Below are 16,862 nucleotides of genomic sequence, written 5' to 3'. Positions count from 1 at the left end.
GAGGTGACCGCTTCCGGCCATGCAGGGACCTCCCCCCTTGTCGACACCCATGGACATGCCCTTCGCGGAACCAGAATCCTGCAAGATCTAACCGATCGTCAAGTAAACGCTTGGCGAGGCATGCTGACGAGGAGTGGACAGGAGGCAACAAAATCGGTCAGTCAGGCCACTCTGCCCACCCTCAACTTGCCTTCCATGCAAGCGATGTGCACCGACCAGCGGTCGCAAGATCGCCCACCCGGCCGGCCCGGAAAAATCCCGCCACCGATCGGTTTCGGTCCGATCGGAGCGCTGATTTCGGGCGATCGTGACGCAGTATCAGCCAGATGTCCCAACAACGCTCGGTCGTGGAAGCGAACTTGATCAACCGTCCGCCATCATGTCTCCTGGTTCAGTAGTGTGCTGAACCGAAGATGTGTTCGCCCAGCGATGCGGATCGCCGGCCTGCGGACTCGGACGGTTCCCTCACCCTTGGAGTGGTTCGAGATGACGGTTGTGCATGAGGCGCCGGTCGGTGACGAGATCCCCGAGATCCCTGCCGACGCCCGCGGGCGGGTCGCCGAGCTGCACGAACTGCGCGAGAAGGTGCGCAGCGGCCCGAGTGAGCAGGCGACCGAGGCGCAGCATGCGAAGGGGAAGTTGACCGCTCGGGAGCGGATCGATCTGCTGCTGGACGAGGGTTCGTTCCGTGAGGTGGAGCCGTTGCGTCGGCACCGGGCGACGGGTTTCGGTCTGGAGGCGAGGAAGCCGCACACCGATGGTGTGGTCGTCGGTTGGGGCACGGTGCACGGGCGGACCGTGTTCACGTACGCGCACGACTTCCGGATCTTCGGCGGCGCGCTGGGTGAGGCCCATGCGCAGAAGATCCACAAGATCATGGACATGGCCATCGCGGCGGGTGCCCCGCTGATCTCGTTGAACGACGGCGCCGGTGCCCGGATCCAGGAGGGTGTCACGGCGCTGGCCGGGTACGGCGGCATCTTCCAGCGCAACACCCGGGCCTCCGGCGTCATCCCGCAGATCTCGGTGATGCTCGGCCCGTGCGCCGGTGGCGCCGCCTACTCCCCCGCGCTGACCGACTTCGTCTTCATGGTCCGCGAGACCTCGCAGATGTTCATCACCGGTCCGGACGTGGTGCAGGCCGTGACCGGCGAGAAGATCAGCCAGAACGGCCTCGGCGGCGCCGACGTCCACTCCGCGGTCTCCGGTGTGTCGCACTTCGCCTACGACGACGAGCAGAGCTGCATCGAGGAGGTCCGCTACCTCCTGTCGCTGCTGCCGCAGAACAACCGTGAGATGCCGCCGGCCAGCGTCAACGACGACCCGGTGGACCGGCGCAACGACTCGCTGCTGGACCTCGTGCCCGCCGACGGCAACCGCCCCTACGACATGCGCAAGGTGATCGAGGAGATCGTCGACCACGGCGAGTTCCTGGAGATCCACGAGCGCTGGGCCACCAACGTGCTGTGCGTGCTGGCCCGGATCGACGGCCATGTGACCGGCATCATCGCCAACCAGCCGCAGTCGCTGGCCGGCGTGCTGGACATCAACGCCTCCGAGAAGGCCGCCCGCTTCGTCCAGATGTGCGACGCCTTCAACATCCCGCTGGTGACCATGCTGGACGTGCCGGGCTTCCTGCCCGGCGTCGACCAGGAGCACGACGGCATCATCCGGCACGGCGCCAAGCTGCTCTACGCGTACTGCAACGCCACCGTGCCGCGGATCCAGCTGATCCTGCGCAAGGCCTACGGCGGCGCGTACATCGTGATGGACTCCCGCTCGATCGGCGCGGACCTGTCCTTCGCCTGGCCCACCAACGAGATCGCCGTGATGGGCGCCGAGGGCGCCGCAGGCGTCATCTTCCGCCGCGACATCAACGGCGCCGACGACCCCGAGGCGATGCGCGCGCAGAAGATCAAGGAGTACAGGAGCGAGCTGATGCACCCGTACTACGCGGCCGAGCGCGGCCTCGTCGACGACGTCATCGACCCGGCCGAGACCCGCGCCGTGCTCGCCTCCTCCCTGGCCATGCTCCGCACCAAGCACGCCGACCTGCCCAGCCGCAAGCACGGCAACCCGCCGATGTGACAGTGCCGTTCCGCGCCCCTCGGTTCGGCGTCACCCCCACACACCACGCATCCGCCCTGGAGAAACCGGATCATGGCCGTTCCCGCCGAACCTCTTGTCCGCATCGTCCGCGGCGCGCTCTCCGACGAGGAACTCGCCGCTCTGGCGGCCGTGCTGATGGCCCGCGCCGCGGCAGCCCGGCAGGCCGCCGCGGCCGAGCAGGCCGAGCCGATCGCCACCTGGCAGCGCCGGGAGCGCCGCCCGCCGTACTTCTCCCCGGTCAGCTGGCAGCAGGCCGCCTGACGGACGACCACCGGCCGGCCACGGCTTCCGGCCCGCGGCACGGACGGGCCGGCGGCGACGGCGCCGGCGCCGGCCAGGAACAACGGGGTGAACGCGAACCCCTCCCCCGTCCCGGTGTCGGTGGTGCCGAGCCGTACCAGGCCGAGCGGGTCGGGAGCGACCTGGTGGGGGCGATCGCCACCACCCCCACCAGGTCGCTCCCGACCCGCTCGGGAGCGTGGTGGGCGGCGAACAACGCGGCCTGCCCGCCCTGCGAGTGCCCGACGATCGCGAACTTCTCGGCGATCGCCCCCCCGGGGCACCGGCGGGCAGGCCCACTGCGAACGGGGCCGGGTCCGACCGCGCCGGGGACGTTCCGGTACGGGTGTCAGCACGGCCGGTCGTGGGTGAGGGCTTCGGCGGTGCTCTTCAGGTCACGCAGCCAGGCTTCGAGGCCCTGTCGGAGGATTTCGGTCGCCGTCGGAACGTCGGCATCGACCTGGGGGCCGGTGTGGGTCTCTTCGGTGGTCACCCGGACGCCGTCCTCGACCTCGGTGAAGTTCCACACGTGGACGCCGTCGATGTGCAGGCCTTCACCGATCGCCGGGCCGGTCCAGCGGATGCAGGACTCGCGCCGGAGCTGCTCGACGGTCGAGGTGATCTCCAGGCCGGTGGCGGGAGTCGCGGGGTTGGGCGGCACCGGGGTCGTCCACCGGAACACCGAGCCGTTGCGGAACGGGCCGCCGTCGAGGCGTTCCGCGGTCTTGACCGGTGCCTGCCAGGTCGGCCAGTGCTCCACGTCGGCCTGCAGGTGCCAGACGGTGCGCAGCGGGGCGTGGACCACGATCTCGGCCCGGTGGCGGACGCGGGCGTCGGGGTCGACTCCCTGCCCCCGGCAGGTCAGGGAGTCGCCGGGGCGGTCGTCGTGGGGTGCGGTGGCGGCGGCGGGCGCGATCGCCGCGCAGAGGAGGCCGGCGGCGAGCGGGACGGCGAGCAGGGTGGCGCGACTGCTGGGCATGGAGGCCTCCCGGATAGCTAGATGATTGCGCGTTCGTTAGAAGTTGTAACTCGAACCCGGGCGGAAGGTCAACAGTCTTCGTGATAGGTTCTAACTAACCAATGAGCATGTAGCTGTGACTGGAGAAGGGCAGGCTGTGGTGACCACGGACGCAACCACCCCGCGCGAGCGCTACCGGATCCAGGTACGCGCCGAGATCGTGCAACAGGCCTGGAAGCAGATCGCCACGGCCGGGGCGTCCGCGCTCTCCCTCAACGCGATCGCCAAGCAGATGGGCCTGAGCGGACCCGCGCTCTACCGCTACTTCGCCAGCCGCGACGACCTGATCACCGAACTCGTCCGGGAGGCGTACCGAAGCCTCGCCGACACCCTCCGCGCGGCTGCCGCCACGGGCGCCGACCTGGCCGGGCTGGCACACGCCCTGCGCGACTGGGCCCTGGCGGATCCCCAGCGGTACTTCCTCATCTACGGCACCCCCGTCCCCAACTACCACGCGCCCGAGGACACCACCGCCGTCTCCTCCGAGATCATGACCATCCTGGTCGACGCCTGCACGGCGCTCGCCCCGGCCGACTCCCGGACCTCGGCCGACTCCCCGGCCTCGTTCGGCAGGCACCTGGCGGACCACCGGGACTGGGCCGGCGGCCACCCGGCCACCCCTGCCGCCCTCCACCGGTTTCTCACCTTCTGGACCCGCCTGCACGGCGTACTGTCCCTCGAACTCGCCGGCCACTTCACCGGCATGGGGTTCGACCCCGCCCTGCTCTTCGCCGCGGAACTGGACGGCCTGCTGACGCTGCCGGAGTGAGCCCGACCCGGTGGCCGGCGGGAGGCGTCCCCCTGCTGTTCCGCAGGCCGGCTGCATCGTCAGGTCAGGCCAGGCCCCGCCCACCGGAGGGCTAGGGCCTGCCCTAGTTGGTCGGGGTGACCGTGATCATGACGGTGGCGTGCGCGGGGACGGTGAAGTGGAAGTAGGAGCCGGTGTAGACGGTGACCTGCTTGGTCCAGAGGTCCTTGACGGTGTAGTTGTCGGCGCCCCGCAGGCCGATCTCGGTGGTGTTGGTGGACATGGCCCGGTCGGTGTCGCCCTCGTTGGTGAGGGTGACGGCGCGGCTGCCGTCGGCCAGCGGCTTGGTCAGCACCGTGGCGAAGCGCTCGTCCAGGCGGTCGCGCACCCTGTTGTTCGGCAGCGGGGGCAGCAGGTCCACCCGGGAGACGACGGTGCCCTGCTTGCCCAGGGGGTCCTGGTCGACGGCGATGACGTCCTTGTTCAGCAGGACGTCGAAGGTGGTCCTGCCGCGCTCGACGCCGGCCGCCTTCTCCTGGAGCTGGGCGGGCAGGTCGGTGCTGATGATCAGCGGGGCCGCCATCTCGGCCCAGAGGCTGAACTGGCTGCGCTCCTCGACCGGGTTCAGACCGGGCCGGGCCGGGTCGTTGTCGGACATGTGGTAGTTGCCCGTGAGCAGCATGTCCGGGTCGTTCCAGGCGCCGGGCTTCGCGTAGGCGGAGAGCTTGCTGTTCTCGTGGAAGTTGGCCGTCATCGAGCCGTACTTGCGGCCGATGTCGCCGGTGGTGCGCCACAGGTTGCCCATCGTGGGCGCCCAGGTCGGGGCGCTGGGTACGGGGTCGCAGATCGAGTACACGATCTGCCGCCCGTAGCGCTGGCCGGCCGCTTTCAGCGCGTCGCCCATGGCCTGGTAACGCGCCTTGTTCTCGGGGTCGTTCGCCGCGGGCGGGGTGGAGTTGCAGGCGTCGTACTTGAGGTAGTCGACCCCCCAGGAGTACCAGGTGTCGGCGTCGACCGCCTCGTGGCCCTGGCCGCCCGGGAAGCCCTTGGTGCCCGGGCCCACACCGGCGCAGGTGGCCGTGCCCGCGCTGGAGTAGACGCCGAACTTCAGCCCCTTGGCGTGGGCGTAGTCGGCCAGCGACTTGATGCCGCTCGGAAAGCGCACCGGGTCGGCCTGCAGCCGGCCGTCGGCGCCACGCTGCTGGGCGGCCCAGCAGTCGTCCAGGTTGACGTACGCGTAACCGGCGGCTTTGAGGCCGCTGGTGACCATGGCGTCGATGTTCGCCTTGACCGTCTTCTCGTTCATCGTGCCCGAACAGCGCAGGTAGGTCCAGGGGTTCCAGCCCATCGGCGGCGTGGCGGCCAGCGGGACGGTGGCGGCGCTCGCGGTCGCCGCCGTGAGCTGGGTGGTGACGGCGGTTCCGCCGCCCGCCAGCAGCATGAGCACGGCGGTCGCCGCGAGCGGTCTGCGGCCGGGGCGGGTCTCTCGGTGGGACATGAGCGCTCCTTGCGTGGGTGGGGGCCGGACGTGCCGGCCCGGCGCATGGTCGGGAACCGGGCGCACCAGGGCACAGGCCGGGAGTGAAGGCGTGGCGCCAGGCCTGACCGGACCAGGCCGGGGAAGCCGGGCGGTGGGTGGACGCCAGGCGCGAAGGTGTGCGGAGTCAGCGAAACAGAAGGAGACGCAATCCAACAGGTTCCGACTCGCAGTGACATGGAAGACCCTGGCGCGCGTGGCGTCAAGGCACCGGACGCACAGATGTTCTTGACGCTCCGTCAGAGTCGTTCCCTCGTAATCGCTCGGACGGCCTCCGACAGGGGAGCCCGCCGGACGGTCTTGACCAGGCAGGACGGGTCGCCTCCGCCCGGAGCGGGCCGGTCGCGGCCGGGAGGGCAGGCCGACGGAACGACAGGCCGACTCGGCAGGTGACGATCCGGGCGGCGATGTCCGATTGTGTTCCATTGCGGTCACGGGACGGCAACAGGGCGGGATGGGGGGACCTCTGCCGCCTCTCTAACGGGTGATCACCTGATCGACCGTCACCGGCCGGCAGGGTCCCGACGTCACCCGTGTGTCCGGGGCCGTCCGCACCGTCCGCCCAGCGCCTTTCGGAGGCACCGTGCCCGACATCGCTCGCAGAACCGTCCTGATCGCCACCGCCGGAGCGGCCGCCCTCCAGGCAGTGGCCGCCTGTGCACCTCCCCGCTCCGGATCGGTCGACGTGGAGGGAAATCCGCTGGACGGCCCGGCCGCCGCCGGCGGCAACGGTCCGAGCGCAAGCGGCGGACCGACCGAGGGCGCGGGCCGGAGCACGCCGATCGGGGACGGCTCCACCGCCGACACCGGCGCCCAGCCGAACCAGCCGAAGCCCGCGAAGATGGTTCCCGGCCAGCCGCCGCCGCAGTTCGTGATCTTCTCCTGGGACGGCGCGGGCGCCACCAGCGACCAGCAGTTCACCCGGTTCCTCAACCTGGCGGCGGAGCTCGAGGTCACGATGACCTTCTTCCTGTCCGGCATCTACACCCTGCCGAAGGAGAAGTCCGCACTCTACCGGCCGCCCGGACACGCCGTCGGCGCCTCCGACATCCCCTACCTCTCCGCCGACGGCGTCCGGAACACCGTCAAGCTGATCAGCCAGGCCTGGCTGGCCGGCCACGAGATCGGCACCCACTTCAACGGGCACTTCTGCTCGACCCGATCGGACGGCAACGGCGTCAACAAGTGGACCTCCGAGGACTGGGAGAGCGAGATCGAGCAGGCGGTCTCCTTCGTCACCCAGTGGCGGACCAACACCGGCTTCACCGACGTCGACCCACTGCCCTTCGACTACCGCAAGGAGCTGATCGGCGGCCGCACCCCCTGCCTGGAGGGGCAGAAGGCACTGCTCCCGACCGCCGCCAAGCTCGGCTGGAAGTACGACGCCAGCTCGCCCGGCGGCCTGCAGATCTGGCCGCAGAAGGTCCAGGACGGCAAGATCTGGGACTTCCCGCTGCAGGGCATGCCGTTCCCCGGGCACACCTTCCAGGTGCTGTCGATGGACTACAACATCCTCGCCAACCAGTCCGCCGCCAGCACCAAGGGCGACCCGGCCAAGTACCCCGAGTGGCGCACCCAGGCCCGGGACTCGTACCTCGCCGCCTTCGACCGCGCCTACAGCACCAACCGGGCGCCCCTGTTCATCGGCAACCACTTCGAGCAGTGGAACGGCGGCATCTACATGGATGCCGTCGAGGAGACGATGCGGACCATCGCGAGCAAGCCGGACGTCCGGCTCGTCTCCTTCCGGCAGTTCGTGGAGTGGCTGGAGGTCCAGGACCAGTCCACCCTGCGCAAGCTGCGCACGCTCACCGTCGGCCAGGCCCCGGCCGGCGGCTGGGCGTCCTTCCTCGGCCCGGCCGGCTGAGCCCGCGGAGACACGGGTCCCGGCGGAGGAGGCACCGTGACCGCCACCGGGACCTGCCACGGCCGAGGAGTGCGAACGACCGGATCGGTTCAAGACCCGCCGTCCAGAGGCCTACTGACGCGACCTCAGGAAGCAATCGCCCGAGCAAACTCTTGACTGCCAGGTACTTTGCATTGCAAAGTTGATCGGGGGCCATCATCGGCACCTGTTCTTCCGCGCCTGACGGTGCGTCAACCAGGGGGTACGTCATGGGAACACCCGTCGTGAGCGGTACGGAGGGGTCGGGGGCGCAGATCGGACCCGCCCAGCTGCTGGCCGGGACCGAAAAGCTGCGGGCCAGGGTCCGTACGCAGCTCGACGGCTCGTGGTCGGCGCTCGTGGGGTTCGGTCTGCTGACCCTGGCGGCCGCCCCGATCGCGCGTCACGCGTTCAACTTCGGCGCGAGCGGACGCAGCGTCGAGTCCTACCCGGCCTTCGCGTACGCCGAACTGACCGGGCTCTGTGTCGTCCACGGCCCCGGCGACCCCTGCCGGTCGGACGAGTTCGACGGGTCCGTCCTGAACTTCGCGGCCTGGGGAGTCTGGTTCGCCGTCCTCCCGCTGGCCTGGGTCGCCTGCGCCCGCTGGTACCGGAGCCGCGGCGAGAGCCGCGGGATCGTTCCCCGCCTCGGCGCCTGGACGCGGATCACCGCCGCCGCGACGGCGCTGGTCCTCGCCGCGCTCTTCGCACTCCTGTGGTTCAGGGAACAGCCTTGGGAGATCATGCTGTTGGAGAACAGGTACGCATCACCGTGGTACCTGGTGGGCGTCGGGCTCGTCGCGCTGGGCCTGCTCGAACGCAGCTGGATCACGGTCGGTGCCGGCCTCGTCCACACGGTCCTCCTCTCCACTTTTCTGGGAGCGTCCTGGGGCAGCAGCTGGCTTCCCTGGGTGCACCCGGAGCGTGCCGGCTGGGCCGACGGCCCACAGCTGAAGGCGCTGCTGCTGGCGGCCGTCCTGCTCCTCGCGGGGCTGGCGCAGCGGACGGTGGCCCGGCGCAGGGCCGCCGGGGTGACCGGTGACGCGACCGCCGGGTCGAGTACGGTCGCTGCATGAGCGTTGAGGGAGCCTCCCGGGAGCGGAGCGACGGGGAAGAGCTGCACCCGACCCACACCCTGGACGACACCGTTCACCAGCGGGTGCGACTCGGCATCCTGGCCATCGCGCGCGAGGCCGGCCAGGTGGAGTTCGGCTTCCTGAAGAGCCAGCTCGGGGTCACCGACGGGAACCTGTCCCGGCACGTCAAGGTGCTGGAGGACTCCGGCCTGATCACCGTGCTCAAGGGGTACGCCGGACGTCGCCCCCGGACCTGGATCGCGCTGACCGGCGGGGGCGCCCGCGCACTGGAGAACGAGCTGCGGGCGCTGCGTCTCCTGGTCCGCCGCCTGGACGCGGGCGGTTCGGAGGACGCGGGCGAGGGCGCAGGCGAGGGTGACGGCGGCTACGCCGGGCCGGCGATCCCTGCTCCGCCCCCCACCGGGTGAGGCCCCTCGGCCCGCACCCCGTGGACGCCCCCGGCGGCCCGGGGACATCCGGCCGGCGCGCGTCGAAGCGGTGCCCGGCTCAGCGGGAGGACGCGATCCGTACGCGGCGCCTCCCGTGCTCGGAGAGGAACGAGGCCAGCGCCTGCCCCTGCTCGGTGACCGCGTCGCGGTCGGCTCGGGTGAAGGGGCGCAGCGGGGTGACGTGCACGGTGTCCGCCTCGGCGGTCCAGGTCGCGGCGACCCGGCCGTCGAGGAGGACGACCCGTGTCCCGGCGACGGACAGGCCGCGGTGGGCGTCGTCGATGATCCGGGTGCGGTCGTGGTAGCCGAGGACGGCGTTGTCGAACGCGGGCAGGAACCGCACGGGGGCGGGTGTGTCGGGGTCGGGGCGCGGTGCGTCGGGGAGGTCGAGCAGCTCCCGGCCCCGCTCGTCCCGGAAGGTGACGAGCTCCCCGCGCAGTGCGGCGACCGCGGCCGGGAGTCCCGCGAGGCCGCACCAGGCGCGCAGGTCGGCGGAGGCGGCGGGGCCGTAGGCGGCGAGGTAGCGCCGTACGAGTGCCTGGCCCACGGGGTCGGCGGGGTCGGCGGAGGGTGGGTCGATCTCACGCCCGAGCCACGAGGAGAGCATGGCGTAGCGGACACCCGCCTTCGTCCGCCACAGTCCACGCGGTGGCAGTTGCGCCGTCGGCAGGAGGGCGGCGACCAGCATTTCGCCCAGTGGTCTCGGCCCCGGCTGCGGCCAGCGCTCCGCGACTGCCCGCGCGAGTTCACCCATCGAGCGGGGTTCCCCGTCGGCCATCACCGCGCGGCCCGCTGCCGCGAGTTCGTCGAGGTCCGTCCCGGCGAGTTCGCGGCGGTAGGTGCCGAGCACCCGTTGGCGCAGCATGGCGTCGTGGCGGGCGCGCCAGGCCAGGACGTCGTCGGCGCCGAGAAGGTGGACGGTGCGGCGCATGAGGTGGGTGCGCACCACGGCCCGCCCGGTCAGCAAGGCCGAGAGGGTCGCCGGGTCGAAGGCCCGCAGCCGGGACCAGAGCCCGACGAACGGCTCCTGCGGTTCCTGCGCCTGCAGACCGCCGAGGTGCGTGACGGCGTCGAGGACCGGCAGGTCGGCGCGGTCGAGCAGCAGTTGGCGGGCGAGGGTGGCGCGGCCCAGCGCCCGGGTGCCGAGAACGGTCATCGGCGCACCGCGGTGTACTCGTCGGCCGATCGGCGCGGCGCGGTGCGGGTGAGCACGGGGTGGGTGCGGGCCGGGTGGGTGAGCACGGGGTGGGTACGGGCCGGTGGGGATTCAGGCCACGGGGGGCCACCTGGATTCCCGCCCGGCATGCGCGTGGTCATCGTCCTCACTGCTCCGTCCTCGCCTTCACATCGTGTATCGGTGGGGTGCGGGGCCCGCGTGCGTAGCGGGGCCCGCCGGTGGCGGGTCGCCCGGCCCGCCACCGGCGCCGGCGTCGCCCGGGCGGCGGCTGCCCACCGCCCGGGCCCGGACGGTCAGGAGCCGTCGGACTCGCCGGCGTACTGGCTGACGTCGTCCACGACCCAGGTGACGCCGAACCGGTCCTTCAGCATTCCGTAGCAGGGCGCCCACGGCGCGGGCGCCAGCGGCTGTACGACCGTCGCGCCGTCGGCGAGCCCCTCCCAGTACCCGGTGACCTCCTCGACGGTTTCGCCGCGGAGCGAGACGAAGAACGCGCTCTCGCCCTGGTTCCACGGCAGGCGCGAGGGCACGTCGTAGCCATCACGGCGAAACCGCTGTCGGCGGCCACCTGGCCCCACATCACCTGGCCCGCCTCGGAAGGGTCCTGGACGTTCCCGGCGTCCTTGTAGGTGACCACGATCTCGTGCCCGCCGAACACGGACCGGTAGAACGCGAGCGCCGCGCGGGCGTCGCCCCGGAAATTCAGGTGGGTCACGGCTTTGACGGACACATGGGCTCCCAGCCTCTCGATTCGTCCTGCCGGGCGGTGTCCTGCGCAGCCGCTCCGACCGCGGGGCCGTGACGGTGGGGCCCACTGCCCGCACCGCCGAGGACGATCACGGGGATCGGATCGGCCTGCCCGCCCTGCTCGGTGACCACACTCGCAGGGGAAGCGGCCAGCTTCTGTCCGCTTCCCCGGCCATCATGGAAGCCATGCAGAAGACCTCGGCGCGACTGCTCTCGCTGCTCTCGCTGCTCCAGGCCCGCCGCGAGTGGCCGGGGCAGGCGCTGGCCGAGCGGCTGGACGTCAGTGCGCGGACCGTACGCCGCGATGTCGACCGCCTGCGCGAACTCGGCTACCCCGTCGTGGCGGTCAAGGGCCCCGACGGCGGGTACCGGCTGGGCGCCGGCGCCGAACTGCCCCCACTGCTGTTCGACGACGAGCAGGCCGTCGCCCTCGCCGTCGCCCTCCGAAGTGCCGTCGCCACCGGCGCCGCCGCGGGCGTCGAGGAAGCTGCGGCCCGCGCCCTGAACACCGTCCGGCAGGTGATGCCGGCCCGGCTGCGCGGAAGGATCGACGCCCTCCAGGTCACCCCCGTCGAGGGCGGGCGTGGCGTGGCGGGGCGGGCGGGGCGGGTGCCGGGCCACCGGCCGCCGGCGCTTCAGGCGGCCCGGCGGTAGACGGGCAGGGGCTCGGTGGCGCGGGCCCGCAGGCGGCTCTCGATCGCCCCGGCGGCGTTCATGAGCGGCAACCGGAGCAGGGTGTCGCGCACGCACCGGCCGCCCTCGGACCTGGGCACCATGAGGCGCACGTTCGGGCCGATCCGCTGCCTGCGCCCGACCAGCGGCCGGTGCGCGGCCTGGTAGCGGGCGAAGGCGGCCCGGTGGTCGCCGCCCGCCGCGGCCAGCTCCCCGGCCAGCCGGTACGCCCCGACCAGGGCCAGTTCGGCGCCGGCGCCCGAGGCCGGGGAGGCGCACCAGGCCGCGTCGCCGACCAGCCCGACGCGGCGGTCGGACCAGGCGTCCATGTGCACCTGGCCCAGGGCGTCGAAGTAGAAGTCGGGGTCGGCCAGGGCCCCTTCCAGCAGGCCCCGGGCGGGCTGCCACGGCTGGTCGGCGAACGCCTCGGTGACCAGTCTCCTGTGCTCGGCGACATCGCGGTGATCGTGGGTCAGCCGCTCGGAGCGGAAGATGAAGTAGGCCTTGGCCTGGGTGTGGTTGCCGGACCGGTAGATCCCGGTCATCCGGCCCGGAGTGTTGAACATCGTCACCCAGCGGTCCTCACCCAGGCCGCCGTCGGCGTTGGCGAAGGCGAAGTAGTGGTCCATGTGCCGGACGAACCGCTTCTCGGGGCCGAAGGCGAGCCGCCGCAGGTCGGAGTGCATGCCGTCGGCGCCGATCACCAGGTCGAAGCGGCGGGCGGGGGCGTGCTCGAAGGTGACCGTCACGCCGTGGTCGTCCTGCTGCAGGGCCTGGATCGCGTCGCCGAACAGGATCTCCACGTCCCCGGCCGCCTCGCGCAGCAGCGCGACCAGGTCGCCCCGCATGACCTCGACGGAAGCGGTGTCGCGGGTGCTGATCCGGGCCACGGCACGGTCGGCGGCATCGACGAACTTGATGCCGTTCACGTCGGTGGCCAGCACGCGGACGCGGTCCATGAGGCCCATCCGCTCGGCCACGGTGACCGCGTCCTCGCGCAGGTCCACCCCGTTGCCGCCGGCGCGCAGCTCGGGGGCGCGCTCGACGACGGTGGGCCGCAAGCCGTACCGGGCCAGCCAATGGGCCAGGGTGAGTCCGGCGATGCCGGCTCCGGAGATCAGGATCCGCTCGTTCATGGAGGCTCCTCCCGCTAGACTCAAGTGAAATACACGTTCCAGATAATTATGTGGAAGGAGCATTTCAGTTGTCAACGCCCTCCGACCGGCCGGGCCCCCCGCCCGCACCGAAACGCCGCGCCGACGCCGTGCGCAACCGGGACCTCGCCCTGGCCGCCGCCACGGCGCTCCTGGCGGAACCGGGTGCGTCCCTGACCGTCGAGGCCATCGCCCAGCGCGCCGGGCTGGGCGCCGCCACCGTCGTCCGCGCCTTCGGCGGCAAGGACGCCCTGCTGGACGCCGCCGTCGCCCAGCTGCTCGAACCCGTCGTCCGACGCGCCCGCGACCTGCTCGCCGCGACCACGCCCTACCAGGCCCTGCGCACCTTCCTGCGCGAGCTGATCGCCTTCCAGAGCGCCCACCACGCCATCAACGACCAGCTCACCGGTCTCGACCTACCCGCCACCACCGCACTGCGCGCCGACCTGGTCGGCGCCGTCGAGGCCATGACCGACGGCGCACGCCGCGACGGCCGGGTCCGCGCCGACCTCGACCCCGCGGTCACCACCGCCCTCATCGGCGCCACCGCCCTGGCCGTCGCCCGCGCCGAGCCGTCCTCGCCCGGCATCGTCGACGCCTACCTCACCGTCCTGCTGGACGGTCTCGACCCACGGCCCTCCGGCTGACGCAGCCGCGGACGGCCGGCCTGCTCGCGGCCCCCGTACGCCACGCGCCGACGGCGTCCGGCGGATAATGACCGGGTCCGCAGGCCGGCCGTGCCGGCGGCACCGATCGACGGAGAGGCAGAGAACGGATGACCCTGGAGGAAGGCCGACGCGTCAGGCTGGCCGAGGACCTCGGGATCGGTGAGGCATTCGCCGGGGAGCCCGGGGCCGTCGTCGGTTTCCTCTCACTGGGAGCCGGGATCGAGGGCACCGTCGAGCGGGTGGACGGGGAACTCCCGCAGAGCGAGGACGTGCGCGAGTACCAGCGGCTCAGGGCGTTGTTCGAGGACTACGCGCACACCATGCCGGTGGCGAGCCGGCAGCGGCTGGAGGCGCAGCTCGCCGGGCTGGAGCCGGAATGGACCGCGTACCGGGAGCGCGGGGCCCGGGTGACGGTCCGGGTCCGGCTGGACAACGGCTTCGTCCTCGACGGGGCGCACCAGGACATCCTGACCGAGCTGTGAGGGGTCCTGGGCTGTGAGGGATCCTGGACGGCGTGCTCCCCGCGGCCGACCTCGTCACCGTCCGAGAACGGCCGACCCCACGCCTGGCGGGGCCGCGGCGGCCGGCCGCGCGTGTATCGCGGGCGTATCGAAAATCGCATACGCCACCGCAACGGCCCGCCGTCTCCAATAGGGGCATGAACCACAAGGCATCCCTGTCGGCGCCGCCCCGCCGCACACGCCGGATCGTGCTCCTGGGCCTGGCGGTCCTCGGCCTGGCGGGCGCCGCGTTCGTGGTGCGGCGGCCGCTCATGATGTCCGCTCCGAGGTGCGCGGCCGGGCAGTGGCACGGCTGCTTCGACACGTTCAACGGCGTGGTGCTGATGACGCTGGTCGCGCTGCCGCTGGCCGCGCTGGTGGCGTGGGCCCTGGCGCGCCGTCGGCGTGCCGCCGGGGTCGCTTCGGCGTGGCGGACGTCCCTGGCCGAGGTGGGCATGGTCCACGGGACGGTGCCGTTCCTCTGGCTGACCATGATGCCGGGCGGCCAGGCAGGTGCCGACGCGCCCGTCCGGGTGAGCCTGGTCCCGCTGCGGGACCTGGTCACGATGGGGCCGCTCGGGATCGTCGGCAACCTGCTGGTCCTCGCCGCGCTGGGGTTCTTCGCCCCGATGCGGTTCACGGCCCTGGCGTCCGTGCCCCGGATCCTGGCGCTCGGGGCGGGCTGCTCGGTCCTGGTCGAAACCGCGCAGTACGTCCTGCGGCTGGACCGGGTGTCCTCCGTGGACGACGTCCTGGTCAACGCCGCCGGCGCCGTGCTGGCCGCGCTGGCGTCGCGCCGCTGGTGGCGCACCACGGCGGAAACACCCGCGGACCGGCCTCGCCCCGTGCCGGCACCCGCACCCGCACCCGCACCCACACCCACATCGGCATCGGCATCGGCATCGGAAGGCTGAGTCGCCTGCCCGGTGTGTCCGCAGGTCCGTGCACACGTCGGCGGCGGACGGTGCTGCTTAGGCTTCGGGCATGCGCGTACTGATCGTGGAGGACGAGCCCTACCTGGCCGAAGCCGTGCGGGACGGTCTGCGGCTGGAGGCGATCGCCGCCGACATCGCCGCCGACGGCCACTCCGCCCTGGAACTGCTCAGCGTCAACTCCTACGACCTCGCGGTCCTCGACCGCGACATCCCCGGGCCCTCCGGCGACGAGGTGGCCCGGCGCATCGTCGCCTCCGGCAGCGGCATCCCGATCCTCATGCTCACCGCCGCCGACCGGATCGACGACAAGGCTTCCGGTTTCGAGCTCGGCGCCGACGACTACCTCACCAAACCGTTCGACCTGCGGGAGCTCGTCCTGCGGCTGCGGGCGCTCGACCGCAGACGCGGGTACGCCCGGCCCCCGGTCCGCGAGATCGCGGGGCTGCGGCTCGACCCCTTCCGCCGGGAGGTCTTCCGCGACGGACGCTACGTCGCCCTCACCCGCAAACAGTTCGCCGTGCTGGACGTCCTGGTCGCCGCCGAGGGCGGGCTCGTCAGCGCCGAAGAGCTGCTGGCACGGGCCTGGGACGAGAACGCCGACCCCCTCACCAACGCCGTGCGCATCACCGTCTCCGCCCTGCGCAAACGGCTCGGCGAGCCATGGGTCATCGCCACGGTGCCCGGCGTCGGCTACCGGATCGACACGCACCCGGGCGCCGGACACGAGGGAGGCGGCCGTGACTAGGGCGCCCGGGTTGAGCGTTCGCTTCAAGCTCACCCTCAGCTACGCCGGATTCCTGATGGTGGCCGGCGTCCTGCTGCTCGCGGCGGTGTGGCTGTTCCTCCTGCGGTACGTCCCCGATCGCGCGCTCATCGTCCCCGGCTCCACCGGCGCCCCCCTGCGTGGTGTCTTTCCCGTCCGGTCGAACCTCCTGCACGTGTTCGCCCCCAGGGCAGCCGCGGTCCTGGCGTTCCTGCTGGTGCTCGGCCTCGTGGGAGGGTGGATCCTCGCCGGCCGGATGCTCTCACCACTCGCACGGATCACGGAGGCGGCACGGATGGCCGAGAACGGGTCACTCTCCCACCGGATCCGTATGCGGGGCCGCCGGGACGAATTCCGGGAACTCTCGGACGCGTTCGACCTGATGCTCGAACAACTGGAGTCCCACGTCGCCGAGCAGCAGCGGTTCGCCGCGAACGCCTCCCACGAACTGCGCACCCCGCTGGCGATCTCGCGGACGCTCCTGGACGTCGCCCGCAAGGACCCCACCCGGGACGGGGACGAACTCATCGAACGCCTCCGGGCCGTCAACACGCGGGCGATCGACCTCACCGAAGCCCTCCTGCTGCTCAGCCGGGGCGACCGCGGTCACTTCACCCGCGCGAGCGTCGACCTCTCCCTCGTCGCCGAGGAAGCCGCCGAGACGCTGCTTCCCCTCGCCGAACAGCGCCGGATCACCCTCGAGGTCACCGGCGGGACGGCCTGGACCAGCGGCTCCGCGGAGCTCCTGCTGAGGATGGTGACGAATCTCGTCCAGAACGCCGTCGTCCACAACCTCCCCGCCGGCGGCGCCGTGACCGTCCACACCGAGGCGCACGGGGAAACGAGCGTGCTGCGGGTCGAGAACACCGGACGTCGGCTCCCCGCGGACCTGGTACCCACCCTCACCGAACCCTTCCGACGGGGAACGGAACGCGTACGCACCGAGGAGCACGCCGGCCTCGGCCTCGGCCTGGCCATCGTGCACAGCATCGTCCGCGCCCACGACGGGACCCTCGACCTCGTCGCCCGCCCCGCCGGCGGCCTCCTCGTCACCGTCCGGCTGCCCGGCACGCCGGCCCCGTCGTCCCCGGGCGGGGCGCGCTGAGCCGGCTGTCCGGCCGTGGTCGACAAGTGCTCCCGCTGCG

Annotated in this window: 15 protein-coding genes and 2 pseudogenes; 12 read left to right on the top strand and 5 right to left on the bottom strand. The window is 72.0% G+C overall.

The window, feature by feature from the left end:
• Positions 1–486 precede the first annotated feature (486 nt).
• Positions 487–2,088 (top strand): acyl-CoA carboxylase subunit beta, encoded by a 1,602-nt coding sequence (locus OG689_RS34690; RefSeq protein ID WP_266322927.1) that lies wholly within the window; start codon positions 487–489, stop codon positions 2,086–2,088.
• A 72-nt stretch (positions 2,089–2,160) separates the two neighbouring features.
• Entirely contained in the window at positions 2,161–2,370 is a 210-nt protein-coding gene (locus tag OG689_RS34685; protein ID WP_266324966.1) for an acyl-CoA carboxylase epsilon subunit, read from the top strand.
• Between the two features lie 367 nt (positions 2,371–2,737).
• Here the strand turns inward: OG689_RS34685 and OG689_RS34675 are convergent, their stop codons facing one another.
• Positions 2,738–3,367, bottom strand: coding sequence for an SRPBCC family protein (locus OG689_RS34675; protein ID WP_266324962.1), 630 nt, complete (start codon positions 3,365–3,367; stop codon positions 2,738–2,740).
• A 136-nt stretch (positions 3,368–3,503) separates the two neighbouring features.
• Between OG689_RS34675 and OG689_RS34670 the strand changes: the two genes are divergently transcribed.
• Positions 3,504–4,175, top strand: a complete 672-nt coding sequence (locus OG689_RS34670) for a TetR/AcrR family transcriptional regulator (protein ID WP_266324960.1) — start codon at positions 3,504–3,506, stop codon at positions 4,173–4,175.
• Between the two features lie 103 nt (positions 4,176–4,278).
• On the opposite strand, the gene OG689_RS34665 is transcribed toward OG689_RS34670, so the two are convergent.
• Complete coding sequence (locus OG689_RS34665; protein ID WP_266324958.1) at positions 4,279–5,652, bottom strand: glycoside hydrolase family 27 protein; 1,374 nt, start codon at positions 5,650–5,652, stop codon at positions 4,279–4,281.
• Positions 5,653–6,274: 622 nt separating this feature from the next.
• Here OG689_RS34665 and OG689_RS34660 point away from each other — a divergent pair.
• From OG689_RS34660 to OG689_RS34650, 3 genes are all read left to right on the top strand, one after another.
• Complete coding sequence (locus OG689_RS34660; protein WP_266324956.1) at positions 6,275–7,558, top strand: hypothetical protein; 1,284 nt, start codon at positions 6,275–6,277, stop codon at positions 7,556–7,558.
• 248 nt (positions 7,559–7,806) lie between these two features.
• Positions 7,807–8,652, top strand: coding sequence for a hypothetical protein (locus tag OG689_RS34655; RefSeq protein ID WP_266324954.1), 846 nt, complete (start codon positions 7,807–7,809; stop codon positions 8,650–8,652).
• Complete coding sequence (locus tag OG689_RS34650; RefSeq protein ID WP_266324952.1) at positions 8,649–9,080, top strand: transcriptional regulator; 432 nt, start codon at positions 8,649–8,651, stop codon at positions 9,078–9,080. The genes OG689_RS34655 and OG689_RS34650 overlap by 4 nt, the downstream gene beginning before the upstream one ends.
• A 79-nt stretch (positions 9,081–9,159) precedes the next feature.
• On the opposite strand, the gene OG689_RS34645 is transcribed toward OG689_RS34650, so the two are convergent.
• Together OG689_RS34645 and OG689_RS34640 are read right to left on the bottom strand one after the other, a co-directional pair.
• The gene (locus OG689_RS34645; RefSeq protein ID WP_266324950.1) at positions 9,160–10,257 is read right to left on the bottom strand and encodes a winged helix DNA-binding domain-containing protein; all 1,098 of its coding nucleotides are present in this window, start codon (positions 10,255–10,257) and stop codon (positions 9,160–9,162) included.
• Positions 10,258–10,571: 314 nt separating this feature from the next.
• Positions 10,572–11,008: pseudogene (locus tag OG689_RS34640) on the bottom strand (VOC family protein).
• Positions 11,009–11,211: 203 nt separating this feature from the next.
• Between OG689_RS34640 and OG689_RS34635 the strand changes: the two are divergent.
• Positions 11,212–11,598: pseudogene (locus OG689_RS34635) on the top strand (helix-turn-helix transcriptional regulator); the annotation flags it as partial.
• 62 nt (positions 11,599–11,660) lie between these two features.
• Here OG689_RS34635 and OG689_RS34630 read toward each other — a convergent pair.
• A complete protein-coding gene (locus OG689_RS34630; protein WP_266324948.1) occupies positions 11,661–12,833 on the bottom strand; it encodes an FAD-dependent monooxygenase in 1,173 nt (390 codons plus the stop codon).
• 68 nt (positions 12,834–12,901) lie between these two features.
• Between OG689_RS34630 and OG689_RS34625 the strand changes: the two genes are divergently transcribed.
• The 5 genes from OG689_RS34625 (at position 12,902) to OG689_RS34605 (ending at position 16,822) form a co-directional block, all read left to right on the top strand.
• Positions 12,902–13,498: a TetR/AcrR family transcriptional regulator gene (locus OG689_RS34625; RefSeq protein WP_266324947.1), complete on the top strand. Its 597-nt coding sequence runs from the start codon at positions 12,902–12,904 to the stop codon at positions 13,496–13,498.
• A gap of 128 nt (positions 13,499–13,626) precedes the next feature.
• Positions 13,627–14,001: a hypothetical protein gene (locus OG689_RS34620; RefSeq protein WP_266324946.1), complete on the top strand. Its 375-nt coding sequence runs from the start codon at positions 13,627–13,629 to the stop codon at positions 13,999–14,001.
• Positions 14,002–14,177: 176 nt separating this feature from the next.
• Positions 14,178–14,933, top strand: a complete 756-nt coding sequence (locus OG689_RS34615; RefSeq protein ID WP_266324945.1) for a VanZ family protein — start codon at positions 14,178–14,180, stop codon at positions 14,931–14,933.
• A gap of 70 nt (positions 14,934–15,003) precedes the next feature.
• Complete coding sequence (locus OG689_RS34610; RefSeq protein WP_266324944.1) at positions 15,004–15,699, top strand: response regulator transcription factor; 696 nt, start codon at positions 15,004–15,006, stop codon at positions 15,697–15,699.
• On the top strand, positions 15,692–16,822 hold the full coding sequence (locus tag OG689_RS34605; protein ID WP_266324943.1) for a HAMP domain-containing sensor histidine kinase: 1,131 nt from the start codon (positions 15,692–15,694) through the stop codon (positions 16,820–16,822). The genes OG689_RS34610 and OG689_RS34605 overlap by 8 nt, the downstream gene beginning before the upstream one ends.
• The last annotated feature ends 40 nt before the right edge of the window (positions 16,823–16,862 follow it).

This window comes from Kitasatospora sp. NBC_00240 (assembly GCF_026342405.1).
Classification (GTDB): Bacteria; Actinomycetota; Actinomycetes; order Streptomycetales; family Streptomycetaceae; genus Kitasatospora.
This window is presented reverse-complemented; position numbering and strand designations above follow the sequence as displayed.

Excerpts from the sequence above, each read along its gene's own strand:
- OG689_RS34665 (WP_266324958.1), bottom strand. The coding sequence starts at position 5,652 with ATGTCCCACCGAGAGACCCGCCCCGGCCGCAGACCGCTCGCGGCGACC.
- OG689_RS34610 (WP_266324944.1), top strand. The coding sequence starts at position 15,004 with ATGCGCGTACTGATCGTGGAGGACGAGCCCTACCTGGCCGAAGCCGTG.
- OG689_RS34620 (WP_266324946.1), top strand. The coding sequence starts at position 13,627 with ATGACCCTGGAGGAAGGCCGACGCGTCAGGCTGGCCGAGGACCTCGGG.
- OG689_RS34690 (WP_266322927.1), top strand. The coding sequence starts at position 487 with ATGACGGTTGTGCATGAGGCGCCGGTCGGTGACGAGATCCCCGAGATC.
- OG689_RS34615 (WP_266324945.1), top strand. The coding sequence starts at position 14,178 with ATGAACCACAAGGCATCCCTGTCGGCGCCGCCCCGCCGCACACGCCGG.
- OG689_RS34685 (WP_266324966.1), top strand. The coding sequence starts at position 2,161 with ATGGCCGTTCCCGCCGAACCTCTTGTCCGCATCGTCCGCGGCGCGCTC.
- OG689_RS34675 (WP_266324962.1), bottom strand. The coding sequence starts at position 3,367 with ATGCCCAGCAGTCGCGCCACCCTGCTCGCCGTCCCGCTCGCCGCCGGC.
- OG689_RS34655 (WP_266324954.1), top strand. The coding sequence starts at position 7,807 with ATGGGAACACCCGTCGTGAGCGGTACGGAGGGGTCGGGGGCGCAGATC.
- OG689_RS34645 (WP_266324950.1), bottom strand. The coding sequence starts at position 10,257 with ATGACCGTTCTCGGCACCCGGGCGCTGGGCCGCGCCACCCTCGCCCGC.
- OG689_RS34630 (WP_266324948.1), bottom strand. The coding sequence starts at position 12,833 with ATGAACGAGCGGATCCTGATCTCCGGAGCCGGCATCGCCGGACTCACC.
- OG689_RS34650 (WP_266324952.1), top strand. The coding sequence starts at position 8,649 with ATGAGCGTTGAGGGAGCCTCCCGGGAGCGGAGCGACGGGGAAGAGCTG.